Raw genomic sequence first — 18,040 nt, 5'->3', positions numbered from 1 at the left:
GCTCAGAGGTACAGCACCCGGAAGCGCCAGCTGCCCCGCACCCGGCCGGCCGCGCCGGCCGCCTGCTCGACCCAGCGCCAGCGGCGGGCCGGGGACACCGCGGCGGCGGGCGCGGAGAGGAGGAGCCCGGCCCAGCGCGCGGCCACGCCCGCCAGCCGGGGCCGCGGCATCCCGCGGGGGCCGTAGTCGCGGTAGAGCCGCCCGCGCGAGATCCCGGTGCGGAAGGCCTTGACGGCGACCGAGCGCAGGGTGTGCCGGTGGCGGTAGTGCACCACCGCGTCCGGCGCGTACGTCAGCCGGTGGCCGGCCAGCTGGAGCCGCCAGCAGAACTCCGTGTCCGGCCCGCCGTAGTCGTAGTCCGCGGCGAACCCGCCGACGTCGTCGAAGACCTCGCGGCGCACGCCCAGGTTCGCGGTGATCGCCCGCGGCAGGAAGCCGGCCACCACCGGCAGGTGGTCCGGGTGCCGCGGCATGTAGGGCGTCCGGACGGTGGTGAGCTTGTCGTTCTCGATCGCGCCGCCCACGGCGTCGGAGGTGCGCAGGGCGGCCACCATCGCGCTCACCCAGCCCGGCGCCACCTCGTCGTCCGCGTCGCAGAAGAGGAGGAGCTCGGACGACGACGACGCCGCCCCCGCGTTGCGGGCCGCGCTGGTCCCGGGGCGGGCGCAGGAGATCGCGCGCAGCCCGGGCACCCGGCCCTCGAAGGAGCGGCAGACGTCGAGCGTGCCGTCCGTCGAGCCGTTGTCGATGACGACGACCTCCCAGGGCACGTCGACGTCCTGGCGGGCGAGCGCCTCCAGCTGCGCCGGGAGCGTCCCGGCGGCGTTGAGCGCGGGGATCACGACGCTCACGACGGTGTGGCTCATCCTCCGAAGGGTAGCCACGCGGGACGGCGCGGACAGGCGATCCACGGCCCGGAGGTGACCGGCGCAGCCGGCCGGTCGGGGAGCGCCCGAACCCAGGTCAGGACGCGCCGCCCGACCCTACGCTGGGCGATCAGGAACAACGTCCGAGTGGAGCCTCATGTCCGCACCGTCGAGCGTCCCGCCCCGCAGACGACCGCGCGCGTGGGTGACCCTCCTGGCCGTCCTCGCGGCCGTCCTCTCCCTGGTCGCCGGGTGCTCCGACGAGGCCCCCGGACCGACGCCCACGGAACCGCCCACGTCCGGCGCGCCGTCGCCGACGCCGTCCCCGACGCCCCCGCCCCCGCAGGTGAGCGACTTCCCCGACGAGACGAGCACCGGCGTGCCCGCGGGCACGCGCCTGGAGAGGAGCGAGAAGCTCAAGATCACGGAGGACGGGACGGTGATCGACGGCCTCGAGATCTTCGGCAACGTGGTCGTGGAGGCCGACGACGTCGTCATCCGCAACTCTCGCGTGGTGATGACCTCGGGCAAGATCGCGATCCGCGTGGAGGGCGAGAACTTCCTCATGGAGGACAGCGAGATCGACGGGCAGGGCCGGGCCAACCCGGCCGTCGCCTTCAACGACTACACGCTGCGCCGGGTGCGGATCTACAACGTCGCCGAGGGGCCGCGGATCGCCGGCGACGACGTCACGATCGAGGACTCCTACATCCACGACGTCGTCCAGCGGGGCGACAACCACACCGACGTCATCCAGGTCATGAAGGGCGAGAACATCGTCATCCGTGGCAACAACCTGCAGGCGTACAACCCGGAGACCGGCAACTTCGGCAACGCCGCCTTCATGTTCGGCGAGGACTCCGGGCCGGTGTCCGGCTGCCTCGTCGAGGGCAACCTGATGAACGGCGGCAACTACACCGTCAACGGCGGCGGCAGCGGGACGGACGGTGCGGCGTGCGAGTTCCGCGACAACGCCTTCCAGGGCGACAGCCGCTACGGCGCCTCCGCGAACCTGGGGCCGAACGTGGTCTGGGACGACTCCAACGTCGAGGTGGGCAGCTGGCGGCCGGTGCGGGGCTGAGGGCCGGGCACCACGGCCGAGCGCCGAGGGCGTCGAGGCGGCTCCGATCCGGTCCGGGCCCGCGGGCGTCCTGGGTACTGTGGGCCGCCATGGCCCACAAGGAAGCGCCCGAGCTGCGCTGCCGGTGCGGCGCCCCGTGGAGCCCGGCGGCCCGGGATCCTGCGTGCCCGGCGTGCGGGCGCCGGTGGGGCGACGAGGTGGGGATCCTGCGTCTCGCCGAGGGGGACGAGCCCTGGGAAGACGTCCCCGAGCAGGTGCGGGCGGCCGCGCTGCGCGCCACCAGCGCGGACGCCCTCGTCGAGCAGATGGTCGACGGCGACCAGCCGTGGCCGGGCGACGTCCGGCGCCGTCTCCTCCACCCGGCCGGCGGGGCCGCCGCGACGCTGGTGCCGCTCACGCCCGGCGCGGCCGTGCTCGACCTCGGCACCGGGTGGAGCACCCTCGCGCGGGCCCTGAGCACCTTCGGCGCGGAGGTGACGAGCGCCGACTGGGTCTACGCGCGCCTGCGTCTCGAGACGCTCCTGAACGACGCACCCGCGGGCCGCGCGGTGCACCTGGACCTCGGCCGCGCGCTGCCGTGGCCCGACAGGACCTTCGACGCCGTCTTCGTCGACACCGCAGAGATCCGCCGGCTCCTCGGGAACCGTGCGGACGCGGACGCGGTCCTCTCCCGCGTGCTGGCGGAGGTGCGCCGCGTGCTGGGCGACGACGGCGTCGCGGTGGTCGGCACGCACAACCGCCTGTCGGACCTGCCCGGTGAGATCCGTCCCGCCGGCCGCCGGCGGGCGGGCGCCCGGGAGGTCCGGGCCGCCCTCCGGTCGCCGTGGGACGACGGGCCCCTGCGCGCGGCGGGGCTGCGCCCGGCGCGGGTGATCGCAGCCCTGCCCCGCCGGGATGCGTGGCGGTGGATGGTGCCCCAGGAGCGCCTGAGGGAGCACCTGCGGGCGCAGCTTCCGCCGTCGTCCCTGAGGCGACGTGCGGTGCGGGCGGCGGCGGCCGCGGGAGGGGCCCGCTGGCTGGCGCGGGACTACTACGTGCTCGCCCGCACGGCGCACGACGGCGCCACGCCGCGGACCCTCGGTGAGGTGCTGGCGGGCACGAGCGAGCAGCCCGCCCCGGTGACGATGGCGCTGAGCGACGCGCGGGTGGCCGTGCTGGGGTCGCGGGACTTCGTCAAGGTGCCGCTCTCCGCGGAGCAGCAGGAGCAGGTCGTCGCGGAGGTGCGCAAGACGCACGAGGCGGCCGGCACGGCGCTCGGGGCCTTCACCCTGGAGGGCGCGCGCGTGGAGCACTGGGGAGCGGTCCCGTACGCCGTGTACCCGCTGGTGAGGTCCCGCGGGTCCTCGGACCTGCACGCCGCACGGGCGGCGCTGCAGGGAGTCCTTGGCGAGGTCGGTGGCGGCGAGATGGCGCTCCTGCGCGAGACGGCGTTCTGGGCGCGGCTCGTGTCCCCGCGAGGGCAGGCCGACGCCGCCGGCGCCCACGCTCACGCCGTGCGCGACCACGTGCTGGCCACGTGCGCCGACGCCAGGGTCCCGGTCGGGGCCACCCACGGCGACCTCCACGCGGGCAACGTCCTGCTGCCGGCCACGGGCGGGCCGCAGCTCGTCGACTGGAACCGGTTCGAGACGAACAACCCGCTGCTGCTGGACGGCGTGTTCGCCGCGGCCGAGGAGTTCCGGGCCGCGCACCGTGCGACGTTCGCCGAGGCGCTGCTCGCGTTCGTCGACGGCACCATGGGCGGCCGCACCGCGGAGCGCGCCCGCGCGCTGCTCGGCGATCTCCGCCCCCTCGAGGCGGCCGCCGTCGTCTTCCTCGACCGCGCCATGACCTACGGGCAGCCGCGCCCTCGGTACCGCCCCTGGACCCTCCCGCCGCTCCGGCGGACGGGCGAGGCCCTCGCGGCGCGGCTCGCCCAGCCGCAGGAGCGGTAGGCGATCAGGCGCTCCGCTCCTCGACGACCCCCGCCAGCGGGCGCCGGTGGTGCACGGGCTGCGGGCGCCGCCGGGCGGCGCGCAACGGGGTCGCCACCGGCACCGTGACCGGGGCACGGACGGCCGCGGGGGCACGGCCCAGGACCCGGTCGTACGCGGCGAGCAGGTGGGGGACGGAGTGCTCCCACGAGAGGCGGGTCATGAAGCGGGCCCGGCCGGTCTCGCCCATGCGCGCGCGCCGCCAGGGGGAGTCGAGCAGCTCCGCGATGCAGTCCGCCAGGGAGGCGGCGTCGTTGGGCCGGGCGTACACGCTCGCGTCCCCGGCGGAGACCCGGCCCTCGGTGAGGTCGAACTGCACGACCGCCTTGCCGAGCGCCATGTACTCCATGATCTTGTTCATCGTCGAGATGTCGTTCATCTCGTTGGCCTCGTCGGGGTTGACGCACACGTCCGCCGTGGCCAGGAGGGTGGCGAGCTCCTCGTCGCTGATGCGCCCCAGGAACGTCACGTTCTCCTGCAGGCCGAGCTCCTCCGCCCGGGCCACGAGGCGGGTGAACTCCGGGCCCGAGCCGGCCAGCGAGAACTGGATGTCCCGCCGTCCCCGCCGGTTGACCAGGAGGTCGGCGGCGTCGAGGAGGTAGTCGATTCCCTCCTGGATCCCCATCACGCCGACGTAGGCGACGAGGTGGCGCTTGCCGCGGCGCACCGCCGGGTCCTCGCGGGCGTGGGCGAACCGGCTGACGGTCGGGGCCGACCGCACCACGAAGACGTCCTCGGGCGCCATGCCGCCGCGCTCGACCGCGATCCGCCGGTAGCTCTCGTTGGTGGCGATCGACACGTCGGCCGTCGCGAACGTCCACCGCTCGAGGCGCTCCATGAGCCGGACCAGCAGGCTGCCCCGGTGCCGGCCCTTGGCCATCATGAGTTCGGGGCACGCGTCGTGGTGGTCGAAGACGAACCGGGTGCCGGAGAGCAGCCGGAAGGGCTGAGCCACGAGGAACAGCAGGTCCGGCGGGTTGCACGCCTGGATGACGTCCAGGCGCCCCGCCCGGTGCACCTTGAGCGCGAGGGCGAGCTGCGCGGCCAGCGCGAGCGGGTACTCGAGCAGGTACCCCGCCGCGCGCCGAGCCTCGAAGGGGCTCGCGTACCGGTAGATGTTCACGCCCTCGAGCACCTCGTGGGCCTGCGGGTGCTGGCTCGAGCGCGGGCAGATCACGTTGACGTCGTAGCCGGCGTCACGCAGCGTGCGCGCCTCCTGCCACACCCGCTTGTCGAACGGCACCGCCAGGTTCTCCACGAGGATCAGCACACGCGGGCGGCGTCCGGCGTCCCGCGGCCTCCGGCGGGACCGGAACAGCCCCGGCGCCGCCACGCGGTGGCGCGGGCTCACCACGTCAGCCCCACGTAGTTGGTCGCCCCGTTGTGCGGCCGGGCGACGCCGCACAGGTCCAGCACGGTCTGCTCGGCCCGGGACTCGTCCGCCACCCGCGAGTAGGCGGGGTTGTTCTGCGTCACCACGATCACGTCGGCCTCGCCGGTCACCCGGCCGAAGTCGTCGTCGAGGTGCTCAGCGATGTGGGGCAGGACGCTCAGCACGTAGGCCCGGTTCGCGCCGATGAGCTTGCGGAGGTTGACGTGCTCGTCGTGGATCCGCACGTCGTAGCCCTTGCCGAGCAGGCGCTCGGCGAGCTCGAGCGAGGGGCTCTCCCGCAGGTCGTCGGTGCCTGCCTTGAAGGCGAGCCCCAGGATGGCCACCCGCTTGGCACCGACCGCCTCGATCTTTCCCAGCGCGAGGTCGAGGTGCGCCCGGTTGCTCGGCAGGATCGACTCGAGGACGGGCACGCTGGCCCCGTTGCGGCGGGCGCGGTAGGTGAGCGTGCGCAGGTCCTTGGGCAGGCACGAGCCGCCGAAGGCGAAACCGGGGGTGAGGTAGCGGCTGGAGATGTTCAGCCGGGTGTCGGACTTGAAGATCGACATGACCGCGTGGCTGTCGACCCCGTGGGCCTCCGCGACGCGCCCGATCTCGTTGGCGAAGGCGACCTTGAGCGCGTGCCAGGCGTTGTCGGAGAACTTCACCATCTCGGCGACGGCGATCGACGTCCGGGTGACCTCGCCGGCGAACGGCCGGTACAGGGACGCCGCCACCTTCGCCGAGCGCTCGTCGTCGGCCCCGATGACCGTCTTGGGCGGCGAGAGGAAGTCGGCGACCGCGGTGCCCTCCCGCAGGAACTCGGGGGAGAACGCCACCCCGAAGTCGTGCCCGGCGCGCTTGCCGGAGGTCCGCTCGAGCAGCGGCACGAGGTCGCGCTCGACCGTGCCGGGCGGGACGGTCGAGGTGATGAGGACGAGGCGCCAGGTGTCGTCGTCGGCGATCGCGGCACCGATGTTGCCGATGACCTTGAACACGTCGTCGAGGTGGACGTCGCCGTTGCGGCCCGACGGCGTGCCGACCGTGACGAGAACGACGTCCGAGGACGCCACCGTCCCCGGGCCGTCGGTGGTGGCGCGGAGCCTGCCGCGGTCGACGTTGTTCTCGACGAGCTCGCTCAGCCCGAGCTCGCTGACCGGGCTGACGCCGCTGTTGATCTGCTCGACCTTGATGGTGCTGACGTCCACACCGACGACCGTGTGACCGCTCTCGGCGAGGCAGGCGGCCGTGACCGTGCCGACATAGCCGAGACCGACGATTGCGACTCTCATGGCGTTCTCTCCCCCTGGTACCCGGCTGCTGCCGGGCCTCCTCGGTGGTGACCTGTACCCGTGGCGTTCATCAGACCCGTCAGGCGTCGGTCGACGGAGGCGGGCGGCAGGCGAACACGAGGTGAACGCCAGGGGTGGCCCCCGGGGTGAGGGCCCGTGCGAGGGGAGTGAGGGGGGTCCGCACCGCGCTGGGAGGGGGCGGTGCGCGACGTGCGCCGGCGTCGGCGGGGGGCACCCGCGCTGTCGCCGGGCCGGAGTTGTGGCTAAGATGTCCAGGTTGCCTCGGCGAGGGACGCCGGACGGGCCCTGGTGGGTCCGGCAAGGGTGGCGCACGTGTCCGACGCGTGCGAGGCCCCCGGTTTCCGTGATCGACGCGGTGGTGCCCAGTCGCGCCGTCCGTACGACGTCCCACGCTGAGGCCCACCGCCCACTGAGAAGCACAGTCCCCCAAGGAGAACCCCGTGGCCGACACCGCCAAGCTGACCGCAACCCCGCGCACCGAGTTCGGCAAGGGTGCTGCCCGCCGCACCCGCCGCGCCGGCCTGATCCCCGCCGTCCTGTACGGGCACGGCGCCGAGCCGCAGCACCTCGCGCTGCCCTCGCACGACACGTTCCTCGCGGTGAAGAACCACGCGAACGCGCTGGTGACCCTCGACATCGAGGGCAAGGAGCAGACCGCTCTCGTCAAGGACATCCAGCGCGACCCGGTCAAGCGCCACATCGAGCACCTGGACCTGGTCATCGTCCGCGCCGGCGAGAAGGTCACCGTCGAGGTGCCCGTCCACGTCGAGGGCGAGTCGGCCCCCGGCACCATCCACCAGATCGAGCTCCAGACCCTCACGGTCACGGTCCCGGCCACGCGCATCCCCGAGGTCGTCACCATCACGATCGACGGGCTGGAGGACGGCTCGATCGTGCGCGTCGCCGACATCCCGCGCCCGGCCGACGCCTCCATCGAGGACGACGCCGAGTCCGTCGTCGTCGTGATCTCGGTCCCGCGCGCCTCCGCCGAGGACATCGAGGCGGACGAGGCGGCCGCCGAGGCCGGTGCCGCCGCCGGTGCCGAGGGCGGCTCCGCCCCGGCCGAGGAGTCCGAGGAGGCCTGACCTCCCGCAGCACCCCGTCGCGCCCAGGCCCCCGTGGCCTGGGCGCGACGCGCATGTCGGGGCCCGGTGCGATCATGGGCCGGAAGTGAAGCAGAAGGAGCAGCATGAGTCCGTGGCTCGTCGTCGGGCTGGGCAACCCCGGTCCGCAGTACGCCGGCAACCGGCACAACGTCGGCCACATGGTGCTCGACGTGCTGGCCGCCCGGATGAGCGGCTCCTTCACCAGCCACAAGGCGCGCGCGGCGGTCCTCGACGGCCGGCTGGGCATGCTGCCCGGCGGGGCCCCGGGGCCGCGGGTCATCCTGGCCAAGCCCGCCTCGTTCATGAACGTCTCCGGCGGCCCGGTCGGCGCACTGGTGAAGTTCTACGACGTCGACCCCGCGAACCTGCTCGTCGTGCACGACGAGCTGGACCTGCCGCCCGACACGCTGCGCCTCAAGCTCGGCGGGGGAGAGGGCGGCCACAACGGGCTGCGCTCGATCAGCCAGGCGCTCGGGACCAGGAACTACGTGCGGCTGCGCGTGGGCATCGGCCGTCCCCCCGGGCGGATGGACGCCGCCGACTACGTGCTGCGCGACTTCGCCTCCGCCGAGCGGGCGGACCTCGCCGTGACCCTGGAGGAGGCGGCCGACGCGGTGGAGGAGGTCGTGACCCTGGGCCTGGAGAAGGCGCAGCTGCGGCTGCACACGGCCGTCTGACCACGCCGGGGCGCCGTGCCCCGCGTCACCCGTGGCTCACCCCGGGCCCGAGCCCGGCTTCACCCCGCCGACGACCCGCACGGGGCTCCCTGCCGCCCCGAAACTTCGGACCAGGTCCCGCCCTGCCCGTCCGCCTCCTGCGGAGCGCGCCGGCGTGGACCGGTCGTGCGGTCGAGCGAGAGGTTCAGGGCCATGGTCGGTGCCGGGAGGCGGCGTGGAGCTCGGGCGCAGAGGAGCGCCGGGAGGTTCGGTGCGGTCGTGGTGGCGGCGCTCGCCCTCGCCCTGGGCATCGTCCAGCCGGCCGGTGCCGGGGAGGCGCCGACGGCGGAGGTGGCGCCCGGCGGCGTGGCAGCAGCCCCCGATGCGGCCGGTGCCGTCCCCGGCTCGGACGTCACGTCGCCGGCGGAGATTTCCGGGGCGTCCGGCACCGTCGTCGCGCCCAACTTCTCCCCGACGGCAGGCCCCGAGGCACCTGACGTGGTCGCCACCAGCCTGTGGTGGCGCTGGACCGCGCCGTCCACCGGCACCTACCGCCTCCACACCCACGGCAGCGAGCTGGACACGGTTCTCACCGTCAGCACCGGTACGGCCGGGGCACTGAGAGAGGTCCGCACCAACGACGACGCGGGCAGCGTGGTCACCTCTGAGCTCACACTCCCGGCGAAGGCCGGCACGTCATACCTGATCGAGGTCGAGACCAGGCACGGGCCGGGGCTCGTCACCCTCGCCTGGTCCGGCCAGGGCGCCGCCGCCTCGCAAGGGCGCGGCGGCGCACCGGACAGTGGCAGCGACCGGACGAGCGACCCCGGGGCCATCCTCCCCGGCCCGACCGCGACGGCGCTCGCGGTCGACGACGGCGTCCCGGTCTCCGTGAACACGGGCGAGAAGCCCCAGTCCAAGCTGTGGCGTCACGACGGCACCTGGTGGGCGGTGCTCGCGTCGACGGACGTGTCCCCGGCCGGCACCTGGCTCTGGCGCTACGACGGCGGCCGCTGGACCAACGTGCTTCGCCTCAGCGCCGACGCGACCCTACGGGCCGACACCAAGCGCGTCGGGAACGTCACGCACATCCTCCTGCACGGGCCCTCGCCGGTCCTCGTCTCCGTCGAGTACGTCCCCGGCACGCGGACGTACCAGCCGTGGGCGGCCCGACCGACCGCCACCCCCGTCTCGCTCTCCGGCAGCGAGACCGCCACCATCGACATCGACTCGACGGGGCGGATGTGGCTCGCCTCGGACAGCGCGACCAGCGTCGAGGTGCGCTACGCCGACGCGCCCTACCGGTCCTTCTCCTCCAGGACCGTGCTGGCGTCCAACATCACCGAGGACGACATCGCCGTGGTCACCGCCATGCCGGGCGGGAAGATCGGCGTGCTGTGGTCCAACCAGTCCACCCGCCGGTTCGGGTTCCGTACCCACACCGACGGCGCGAGCCCGTCGACGTGGGGCAGCGACGAGGTGCCCGCCAGCCAGTCGGCGCTCAACGTCGGCGGCGGGATGGCCGACGACCACCTCAACGTCGCCGTGGCCTCGGACGGGACGCTGTACGCCGCCGTCAAGACGTCCTACAACCGCTCGGACCGGCCCGTGATCGGCCTGCTCGTGCGCCGACCGAGCGGGTCGTGGGACAACCTCCGCGAGGTCGACAACATCGGCACCCGCGGCATCGTGCAGCTCGACGAGACCGCCGGGACCCTGCGGGTGATCTACACCGAGAGCACCAACTTCGACGACATCCTCATGAAGACCGCCTCCACCCGTGACCTGGTGTTCTCGGACTCGCCCACGACGGCGATGGACGGCAACTTCAACAACGTCACCGGGACGAAGGAGAACGTCGCCGGCGCCCGCATGATCATGGCGTCCTCGGTGGACGAGGCGTACTCCACGCTGATCGGGACCGGCCCGACGCCGGAGCCCGACCCCGAGCCGAGCGCGCCGGTGGTGGCGGACGGGTCGGTGAGCACGACACAGGACACGGCCGTCTCGGGGACGCTCAGGGTCGTGTCGAGCTCAGGCGGGCCGCTGGTGTTCGAGGTGGTGACCGCGCCGCGGCTGGGCACGGTGACCCTGACGGATGCCGCGACCGGGGCGTTCCGGTACGTGCCGGCGGCCGGAGCGCTGGGGCAGGACTCCTTCACGTTCCGGGTCCGGGACGGGGCGCTGTGGTCGGAGCCGGGGACCATGAGCGTGACGATCACGGCACCGGCGCCCGCGCCCACCGGGGTGCGCGGCCAGTGGCTGATGGAGGAGGGTGCGGGCACCACCGTCGGCGACTCCTCAGGGTGGGGCAACCACGGTACGGTGCAGGGCTCGGTCGCCTGGGGGCCGGGACGGGCGGGCTCGGGCCTCGTGCTGGACGGGACGGGCGGGTACGTGCGAGTCCCGGACTCTGCATCGCTGGACCTCTCCGGCCCGATGACGGTGGCGGCGTGGGTGCGTCCGCAGGTGCTGGCGACCCAGTACGTGGTGAAGAAGGCGACGAACGGGACCCGAGACGGTTTCGAGCTGTCCCTGTCGAGCACGGGGCGGGGGTTCTTCCGCGTGAACGAGGCGACCTCGGACGACCGGTACCGCGTCAACGCCACATCGGTCCACCCGCTGGGCACCTGGGTGCACCTGGCCGGGACGTATGACGGGACGACGATGCGGTTCTACGTCGACGGGGTCCTCCAGGGGTCGGTGGCGGGACCGTCCGCGGTGGCGACGAACGGGCTCGCGCTGGGCATCGGCGCCGAGCCGGGCGGGTACCGCAAGTTCCGCGGCGGGCTGGACGAGGTCCGGGTGTACGACCGGGCGTTGACCGCGCAGGAGATCGGCGGGCTGGCGGGACGCTGACCCGCGGGACGCGGAGCAGTCGTGACGCGACGTCGCTGACCCGCGTCGCCGTCGTCCGGTCCGACGCGGTGGAGCGGCGGCCCACGCGCAGGTGCGAGGATCGGTGCCATGTCGATGGGCGGGATGCACGGGGGGATGGGCGGGCCCGGCGGGTACGGGCGCTCGCTCCGGCAGGACTCCTCCGTGAAGGACCACCGCCTCACGCCGGGCACCACCCGGCGGGTCCTCGACTACGCCCGGCCGTACCGGTACCAGATCTTCTGGTTCCTCCTCCTCGTGGTCGCCGGCGCCCTGCTCGTGGTGGCGACCCCGTTGCTGCTGCAGCGGATCATCGACGACGGCGTGGCCGCCGGGGACCGCAGGCTCGTCGTGGTGCTCGCCTCCCTGGTGGCGCTGGTCGCGGTCGGTGAGGCGGTGCTGGCGCTGGTCCAGCGGTGGTTCTCCACCCGCATCGGCGAGGGCCTGATCTACGACCTTCGCACCGACGTCTTCTCCCACGTCCAGCAGCAGTCCATCGCCTTCTTCACCCGCAGCCAGACGGGCTCGCTCGTCACGCGCCTGAACTCCGACGTCATCGGCGCCCAGCGGGCCTTCACCTCCACGCTGTCGGGCGTGGTCTCGAACGTCATCTCGGTCGTTGTCGTCCTGGCCACGATGCTCGCGCTGTCCTGGCAGATCACCGTCCTGGCGCTCCTCGTGGTGCCGTTCCTGCTGCTGCCCGCCCGCCGCGTGGGGCGGCGCCTCGCGGGGCTGAACCGGCGGGGCATGGAGCTCAACGCCGAGCTGGGAAACCGGATGACCGAGCGGTTCAACGTGGGCGGCGCGCTGCTCGTCAAGCTCTTCGGCACCCCCGCGCGCGAGGACGCCGAGTTCGCGCAGAAGGCCGCCGCCGTGCGGGACATCGGCATCCGCACGGCGATGAGCAGCCGCGTCTTCTTCGCGGCGCTCGGGGCCATGGCCTCGCTCGCCACCGCGCTGGTCTACGGGGTGGGCGGTGTGCTGGCCATCGACGGGACGGTCACGGTCGGGACGCTCGTCGCGTTCGCCGGCCTGCTCGGCCGGCTCTACGGGCCGGTCACCGGCCTGAGCAACGTCCAGGTGGACGTCATGAGCGCGCTGGTCAGCTTCGAGCGCGTCTTCGAGGTGCTCGACCTGCGGCCCCTCATCACCGACGCCCCCGACGCCGTCGACCTGCCCGGCGGCCCGCTCTCGGTGGAGCTCGACGACGTCCGCTTCTCCTACCCCCGGCCGGAGCGCGTCTCGCTGGCCTCCCTCGAGGGCCTGCCTCCCGCGAAGCAGGCGGAGCCCGCGGGCCGGGCCGGCGGCCGCGTGGACGCCGGTGGCCGGGTGAACGCCGACGGTCAGGGGGAGGGCGACGGTCGGGTGGAGGGCCGCGGTCAGGCGGACGTCGACGGGCAGGTGGGCAGCCGCGGTCAGGCGGAGGTCGACGGGCAGGACGCGGCGGCCGACGGCCGGGCGGCGCCGGCCCTGCGCAGCCCGGACGAGGAGGTGCTCAAGGGCATCTCGCTGCGGGTCGAGCCGGGCTCGATGCTGGCGCTCGTCGGGCCGTCCGGCGCCGGCAAGACGACCCTGTCGACCATGGTGGCGCGGCTCTACGACCCCACGTCCGGCACCGTCCGCGTCGGCGGCGTCGACGTGCGGCGGGTCCGGCAGGCGAGCCTCCACGCCGCCGTCGGCGTGGTGACGCAGGACGCCCACCTCTTCCACGACACCGTGCGCGCGAACCTGCTCTACGCCAAGCCGGACGCCACGGACGACGAGCTCTTCGCCGCCCTGCGGGCAGCGCACGTCGAGCCGCTGGTGCGCCGGCTGCCGGACGGGCTCGAGACCGTGGTCGGCGACCGCGGGCACCGCCTCTCCGGCGGCGAGAAGCAGCGTGTCGCGATCGCGCGCCTGCTGCTGCGCTCGCCCCGCGTCGTCGTGCTCGACGAGGCGACGGCGCACCTGGACTCCGAGTCCGAGGCAGCCGTCCAGCTCGCCCTCGACACGGCCATGGAGGGGCGGACCTCCATCGTCATCGCGCACCGCCTCTCCACCGTGCGCAAGGCCGACTCGATCGCCGTCGTCGACGGCGGCCGGGTGGTGGAGCAGGGCACGCACGCCGAGCTCCTCGCCGTCCGCGGGCTCTACGCCGAGCTCTACGAGACGCAGTTCGCCCAGCAGGGCGTCTGAGGGCGCAATCCCCGACGCCGGTTCCGCCGTATCTCTGTCACGACGACGGACGAAGGAGCCAGACATGTTCGACCTCATCGCCGGGCTGCCGCTGCACCCGCTTGTCGTTCACGCGGTCGTCGTGCTCCTCCCGCTCGCGGCGGCGGGGACCCTGGCCCTCGCGGTGGTGCCCGCGTGGCGGCGGTTCGGCGTGCCCGTGGCGCTCCTGGCGACGGCGTCGACAGCGCTGGTGCCGGTGGCCACGCGCAGCGGCGAGGCGCTCGCGGGCCGGGTGGGCCAGCCGGCGGGTGACCACGCGACCCTCGGCGGCCAGCTCCTGTGGTTCGCGCTGCCCCTTGCGGTCCTCGTGTGGCTGCTCGTGCTCGCCGACGCCCGCGCGCGGGCACCGGCACGAGCCTCGCTCTCCCGCGGGCCCGGCGCCGCGGCCCGGGGCCTCCGTGCGCCGGACGCCCCCGGGTTCCGGGCCGACGCGGCGCCCGCCCGACCCGGCCGGGCGCTGGTCACGGTGCTCGCCGTCCTCGCGGCCCTCGCCGCCCTGGCGGCGCTCCTCCAGGTCTACCGGGTGGGGGAGAGCGGCGCCCGCTCGGTGTGGGGCGACGTCGCGGCGGCGCAGGTCCGCTGACCCGGCCGCGCCGCAACGGCGCGTCGAGGCCGCCGCCGCCCACGTCCCCCCGCGGCGGCGGCGGCCACCGGCCCGTAGACTGCCCGTGGACCCCGCCTCCTGCCGGATGCGGGGCTCGCGTGCTGCCCGCCCCGTCGGTCCGTGCCGTCCGGCCCGAGCCGGCGCCCGGCCCCGCCGGGTGACGACGGCGCAGCGTGCCCTCCGCCGTCGTCCCTCGCGAAGGACCCATGAAGCTCACCGGACTCCTCCCGCTGCTGCGCCACGACCCGGCGATCGCCGACGCCGTCAGGCTCGCCGGCGAACCCGTCCTGGCACCCCTGGTGCACGTCAACGTCCCCCTCGGCGTGCGTGCCCCGCTCGCCGCCGAGCTGACCGCCCAGGACCGCCCGCTCGTCGTCGTCACGGCCACGGGCCGGGAGGCCGACGAGGCGGCCGCCTCCCTGCGCCACTTCCTCGCCGACGACGACGTCGCCGTCTTCCCCGCCTGGGAGACGCTCCCGCACGAGCGCCTCTCGCCGCGCAGCGACACCGTCGCCCGGCGGCTCGCGGTGCTGCGCCGTCTCGCGCACCCGACCGACGCGGGCGGGCAGTCCGGCGAGATCAAGGTCCTCGTGGTGCCCGTGCGCGCCCTGCTGCAGCCGGTCGTCAAGGGTCTCGGCGAGCTCGAGCCCGTCTCGCTCGCGGTCGGGCAGGAGGCCGACCTCGAGCAGGTCGCCGCCGACCTGGCCGCCGCCGCGTACACGCGCGTGGACATGGTCGAGCGGCGCGGGGAGTTCGCCGTGCGCGGCGGGATCCTCGACGTCTTCCCGCCCACCGAGGACCACCCGATGCGCCTGGAGTTCTGGGGCGACGAGGTCGAGGAGATCCGCTGGTTCGCCGTCGCCGACCAGCGCTCGCTCGAGGTCGCCGAGCACGGCCTGTGGGCGCCGCCGTGCCGCGAGCTGCTGCTGGACGAGAAGGTCCGCGCGCGCGCGGCCGCCCTGGTCCAGGACCTCCCCGGCGCCGCCGACATGCTCGAACGGCTGAGCCACGGCATCGCGGTGGAGGGCATGGAGTCGCTCTCGCCGGTGCTCGTCGAGGGCATGCAGCCGCTGCTCGACCTCGTCCCCGACCGCTCGCTGGTCGTCCTGTCCGATCCCGAGCGGGTCCGCCGCCGCGCCCACGACCTCGTCGCCACCACCGAGGAGTTCCTCGCCGCGGCCTGGGCCTCCGCCGCCCAGGGCGGCAAGACCCCGCTCGACCTGCGCGCCGCCTCCTTCGCCGAGCTGGCCGAGGCACGCGCGCTCGCGCTGACCCGCGGGCTCGGCTGGTGGTCCTTCTCCGCGCTGCCCACCGACGCCGAGCTCGCCGCCCCGGAGCTGGCCGGCCCGGCCGGCGGGGGAGGGGACGACGCCGCAGCTCCCGCCGTGGCGGGCTCCACCGGCACGGGCTCCGCCGATGCCGACGGCGACCGTCCCGGGGCCGGCGGCGCGCTCGCCGTCGGCGCCCGCGACGTCGAGCGGTACAACGGCGACGTCGAGCGCGCGCTCAAGGACCTCGCCGACCTCGTCCACCAGGGCTGGCACCTCGTCCTGACCACGGAGGGCCCCGGGCCAGCCCGGCGCCTGAGCGAGCAGCTGGCCGCCGCCGACGTCCCCGCCCGGCTCGTCGAGGACGTCGCCGAGGAGCCGCCCGCGTCGGTGGTGCTGGTGACCACCGCCGCGTCGGGGCGCAGCTTCGTCGCGCCCGGGCTCAAGCTCGCCCTCGTCGCCGAGGCCGACATCACCGGCCGCGCGGGCACGTCCACGCGGGACATGCGGCGCATGCCGTCCAAGCGACGCAACGTCGTCGACCCCCTCGCGCTGCGGGCCGGGGACCACGTGGTCCACGAGCAGCACGGCGTCGGACGGTTCGTCGAGCTGGTCCAGCGCACGGTCGGGGCCGGCGCGGACGCCACCACCCGCGAGTACCTCGTCATCGAGTACGCCTCGTCCAAGCGCGGCCAGCCGGGGGACCGGCTGTTCGTCCCCACCGACTCCCTCGACCAGGTCACCAAGTACACCGGCGGGGAGGCGCCCGCCCTGAGCAAGATGGGCGGGTCGGACTGGGCGAAGACCAAGGCCTCGGCCAAGAAGGCCGTCAAGAAGATCGCCGCCGAGCTCATCCGGCTCTACGCGGCGCGCATGTCCACCAAGGGCCACGCGTTCGCCCCGGACACCCCCTGGCAGCGCGAGCTCGAGGACGCCTTCCCCTACATCGAGACCCCCGACCAGGTGGTCACGATCGAGGAGGTCAAGGCGGACATGGAGAAGCCGTACCCGATGGACCGCCTCATCAGCGGTGACGTGGGCTACGGCAAGACCGAGATCGCCGTGCGCGCGGCGTTCAAGGCGGTCCAGGACGGCAAGCAGGTGGCCGTCCTCGTGCCGACGACCCTGCTCGTCCAGCAGCACCTCGACACCTTCTCCGAGCGCTACGCCGGCTTCCCGGTCACCGTCCGGGCGCTCTCACGCTTCCAGTCCGACGCCGAGGCCGCCGAGGTCAAGGAGGGCGTGCGGTCGGGGAAGATCGACGTCGTCATCGGCACCCACCGCCTCCTCACCGGGGAGGTGCGGTTCAAGGACCTCGGCCTGGTGATCGTCGACGAGGAGCAGCGCTTCGGCGTCGAGCACAAGGAGACGCTCAAGCAGCTGCGCACCAACGTGGACGTCCTCGCGATGTCCGCCACCCCGATCCCGCGCACCCTGGAGATGGCGATCACCGGCATCCGGGAGATGTCCACGCTCGCCACCCCGCCGGAGGAGCGGCACCCGGTGCTGACCTTCGTGGGCGCGTTCGAGGAGAAGCAGGTCGCCGCGTCGATCCGCCGGGAGCTGCTGCGCGAGGGGCAGGTCTTCTACGTGCACAACCGCGTCTCCTCCATCAACAAGGCCGCGGCCCGCCTGGCCGAGCTCGTGCCGGAGGCCCGCATCGCCGTCGCCCACGGCAAGATGGGCGAGCACCAGCTCGAGAAGGTCATCCAGGACTTCTGGAACAAGGAGTTCGACGTCCTGGTCTGCACCACGATCGTCGAGACTGGCCTGGACATCTCCAACGCCAACACCCTCGTGGTCGAGCGCGCCGACCAGCTGGGCCTGTCCCAGCTCCACCAGCTGCGCGGGCGCGTGGGCCGCGGCCGGGAGCGTGCCTACGCGTACTTCTTCTACCCGCCCGAGAAGCCGCTGACCGAGACCGCGCACGACCGGCTCGCCACCATCGCCGCCCACACCGACCTCGGCGCGGGCATCCAGGTGGCCATGAAGGACCTCGAGATCCGCGGCGCCGGCAACCTCCTCGGCGGGGAGCAGTCCGGGCACATCGCCGGGGTGGGCTTCGACCTGTACGTGCGCATGGTCTCCGACGCCGTCGCGGAGTACCGCGGCGAGAAGGAGACCGAGAAGGCGGACGTCAAGGTCGAGCTGCCGATCGACGCCCACGTCCCGCACGACTACATCGCCCACGAGCGCCTGCGGCTCGAGGCCTACGCCAAGATCGCGGCGGCCGGGGACGAGGCGTCGATCCAGGCGGTGCGCGAGGAGCTGGTCGACCGCTACGGGCCCGTGCCCGAGCCGGTCGAGCGGCTGTTCGCCGTCTCCGCGCTGCGGGAGAAGGCCCGCGCGGTGGGGCTCGCCGACATCACCGCGCAGGGGAAGTACATGCGGTTTGCGCCGGTGGAGCTGCCGGAGTCGGCCGAGCTGCGCCTCAAGCGGCTCTACCCGGGCACCGTGCTCAAGCCGGCGGTGCGCGCGATCCTCGTGCCGTTCCCGATGACGGCGAAGCTCGGCGGGCGGCCGCTGCGTGACGCCGCCCTGCTGGAGTGGGTGGACGAGCTCATCGAGTCGGTCCTCAAGGCGTCGGTCGCCGCCGCGGCCAAGGTGGGGACGACGGCGTAGCGGCCCGGCGGGCCCGTACGCACGGGCCCGCCGCCGCCGTCCCGCCGTCCCGCCCGCCGCTCGCCGCCCCGCCGCCCGCCGCCCCGCCGCC

General features: G+C 74.2%; 11 protein-coding genes. 8 read left to right on the top strand and 3 right to left on the bottom strand.

The annotated features are described in order from the left end of the window. Nucleotides 1–2: 2 nt before the first annotated feature. Nucleotides 3–866 (bottom strand): glycosyltransferase family 2 protein, encoded by an 864-nt coding sequence (locus ABD774_RS18545; protein ID WP_345044543.1) that lies wholly within the window; start codon nt 864–866, stop codon nt 3–5. A 157-nt stretch (nt 867–1,023) separates the two neighbouring features. Between ABD774_RS18545 and ABD774_RS18540 the strand changes: the two genes are divergently transcribed. Together ABD774_RS18540 and ABD774_RS18535 are read left to right on the top strand one after the other, a co-directional pair. Continuing rightward, entirely contained in the window at nt 1,024–1,947 is a 924-nt protein-coding gene (locus tag ABD774_RS18540; protein ID WP_345044541.1) for a right-handed parallel beta-helix repeat-containing protein, read from the top strand. An 89-nt stretch (nt 1,948–2,036) separates the two neighbouring features. After that, nucleotides 2,037–3,881: a methyltransferase domain-containing protein gene (locus tag ABD774_RS18535; RefSeq protein ID WP_345044539.1), complete on the top strand. Its 1,845-nt coding sequence runs from the start codon at nt 2,037–2,039 to the stop codon at nt 3,879–3,881. A 4-nt stretch (nt 3,882–3,885) separates the two neighbouring features. On the opposite strand, the gene ABD774_RS18530 is transcribed toward ABD774_RS18535, so the two are convergent. Both ABD774_RS18530 and ABD774_RS18525 read right to left on the bottom strand, forming a co-directional pair. Next, a complete protein-coding gene (locus tag ABD774_RS18530) occupies nt 3,886–5,178 on the bottom strand; it encodes a glycosyltransferase family 4 protein (RefSeq protein ID WP_345044536.1) in 1,293 nt (430 codons plus the stop codon). A gap of 89 nt (nt 5,179–5,267) precedes the next feature. Continuing rightward, nucleotides 5,268–6,581 carry a nucleotide sugar dehydrogenase gene (locus tag ABD774_RS18525; RefSeq protein WP_345044533.1) on the bottom strand — a complete coding sequence of 438 codons (1,314 nt, stop codon included), beginning with the start codon at nt 6,579–6,581 and terminating at the stop codon, nt 5,268–5,270. 461 nt (nt 6,582–7,042) lie between these two features. On the opposite strand from ABD774_RS18525, the gene ABD774_RS18520 reads away from it, so the two are divergent. The 6 genes from ABD774_RS18520 to mfd all read left to right on the top strand — a co-directional run bounded on the left by ABD774_RS18520 (nt 7,043) and on the right by mfd (nt 17,949). Further along, nucleotides 7,043–7,687 (top strand): 50S ribosomal protein L25/general stress protein Ctc, encoded by a 645-nt coding sequence (locus tag ABD774_RS18520; protein ID WP_345044531.1) that lies wholly within the window; start codon nt 7,043–7,045, stop codon nt 7,685–7,687. Nucleotides 7,688–7,791: 104 nt separating this feature from the next. After that, nucleotides 7,792–8,385, top strand: a complete 594-nt coding sequence (pth, locus tag ABD774_RS18515) for an aminoacyl-tRNA hydrolase (protein WP_345044528.1) — start codon at nt 7,792–7,794, stop codon at nt 8,383–8,385. A gap of 258 nt (nt 8,386–8,643) precedes the next feature. Further along, entirely contained in the window at nt 8,644–11,223 is a 2,580-nt protein-coding gene (locus tag ABD774_RS18510) for a LamG-like jellyroll fold domain-containing protein (RefSeq protein ID WP_345044525.1), read from the top strand. A 108-nt stretch (nt 11,224–11,331) separates the two neighbouring features. Continuing rightward, on the top strand, nt 11,332–13,416 hold the full coding sequence (locus ABD774_RS18505) for an ABC transporter ATP-binding protein (RefSeq protein ID WP_345044523.1): 2,085 nt from the start codon (nt 11,332–11,334) through the stop codon (nt 13,414–13,416). Between the two features lie 64 nt (nt 13,417–13,480). Beyond that, nucleotides 13,481–14,038 carry a DUF2231 domain-containing protein gene (locus tag ABD774_RS18500; RefSeq protein WP_345044520.1) on the top strand — a complete coding sequence of 186 codons (558 nt, stop codon included), beginning with the start codon at nt 13,481–13,483 and terminating at the stop codon, nt 14,036–14,038. 227 nt (nt 14,039–14,265) lie between these two features. After that, nucleotides 14,266–17,949, top strand: a complete 3,684-nt coding sequence (gene mfd / locus ABD774_RS18495; protein WP_345044517.1) for a transcription-repair coupling factor — start codon at nt 14,266–14,268, stop codon at nt 17,947–17,949. The last annotated feature ends 91 nt before the right edge of the window (nt 17,950–18,040 follow it).

This window comes from Georgenia daeguensis (genome assembly GCF_039537705.1).
Classification (GTDB): domain Bacteria; phylum Actinomycetota; class Actinomycetes; order Actinomycetales; family Actinomycetaceae; genus Georgenia; species Georgenia daeguensis.
The sequence above is the reverse complement of the archived record's forward strand: the minus strand, read 5'-3'. Positions and strand labels throughout refer to the sequence as shown.

Bases quoted from the DNA above. Each gene is read 5' to 3' on its own strand.
- ABD774_RS18505 (WP_345044523.1), top strand. From the start codon at position 11,332: ATGTCGATGGGCGGGATGCACGGGGGGATGGGCGGGCCCGGCGGGTAC.
- pth (WP_345044528.1), top strand. From the start codon at position 7,792: ATGAGTCCGTGGCTCGTCGTCGGGCTGGGCAACCCCGGTCCGCAGTAC.
- mfd (WP_345044517.1), top strand. From the start codon at position 14,266: ATGAAGCTCACCGGACTCCTCCCGCTGCTGCGCCACGACCCGGCGATC.
- ABD774_RS18525 (WP_345044533.1), bottom strand. From the start codon at position 6,581: ATGAGAGTCGCAATCGTCGGTCTCGGCTATGTCGGCACGGTCACGGCC.
- ABD774_RS18545 (WP_345044543.1), bottom strand. From the start codon at position 866: ATGAGCCACACCGTCGTGAGCGTCGTGATCCCCGCGCTCAACGCCGCC.
- ABD774_RS18540 (WP_345044541.1), top strand. From the start codon at position 1,024: ATGTCCGCACCGTCGAGCGTCCCGCCCCGCAGACGACCGCGCGCGTGG.
- ABD774_RS18500 (WP_345044520.1), top strand. From the start codon at position 13,481: ATGTTCGACCTCATCGCCGGGCTGCCGCTGCACCCGCTTGTCGTTCAC.
- ABD774_RS18535 (WP_345044539.1), top strand. From the start codon at position 2,037: ATGGCCCACAAGGAAGCGCCCGAGCTGCGCTGCCGGTGCGGCGCCCCG.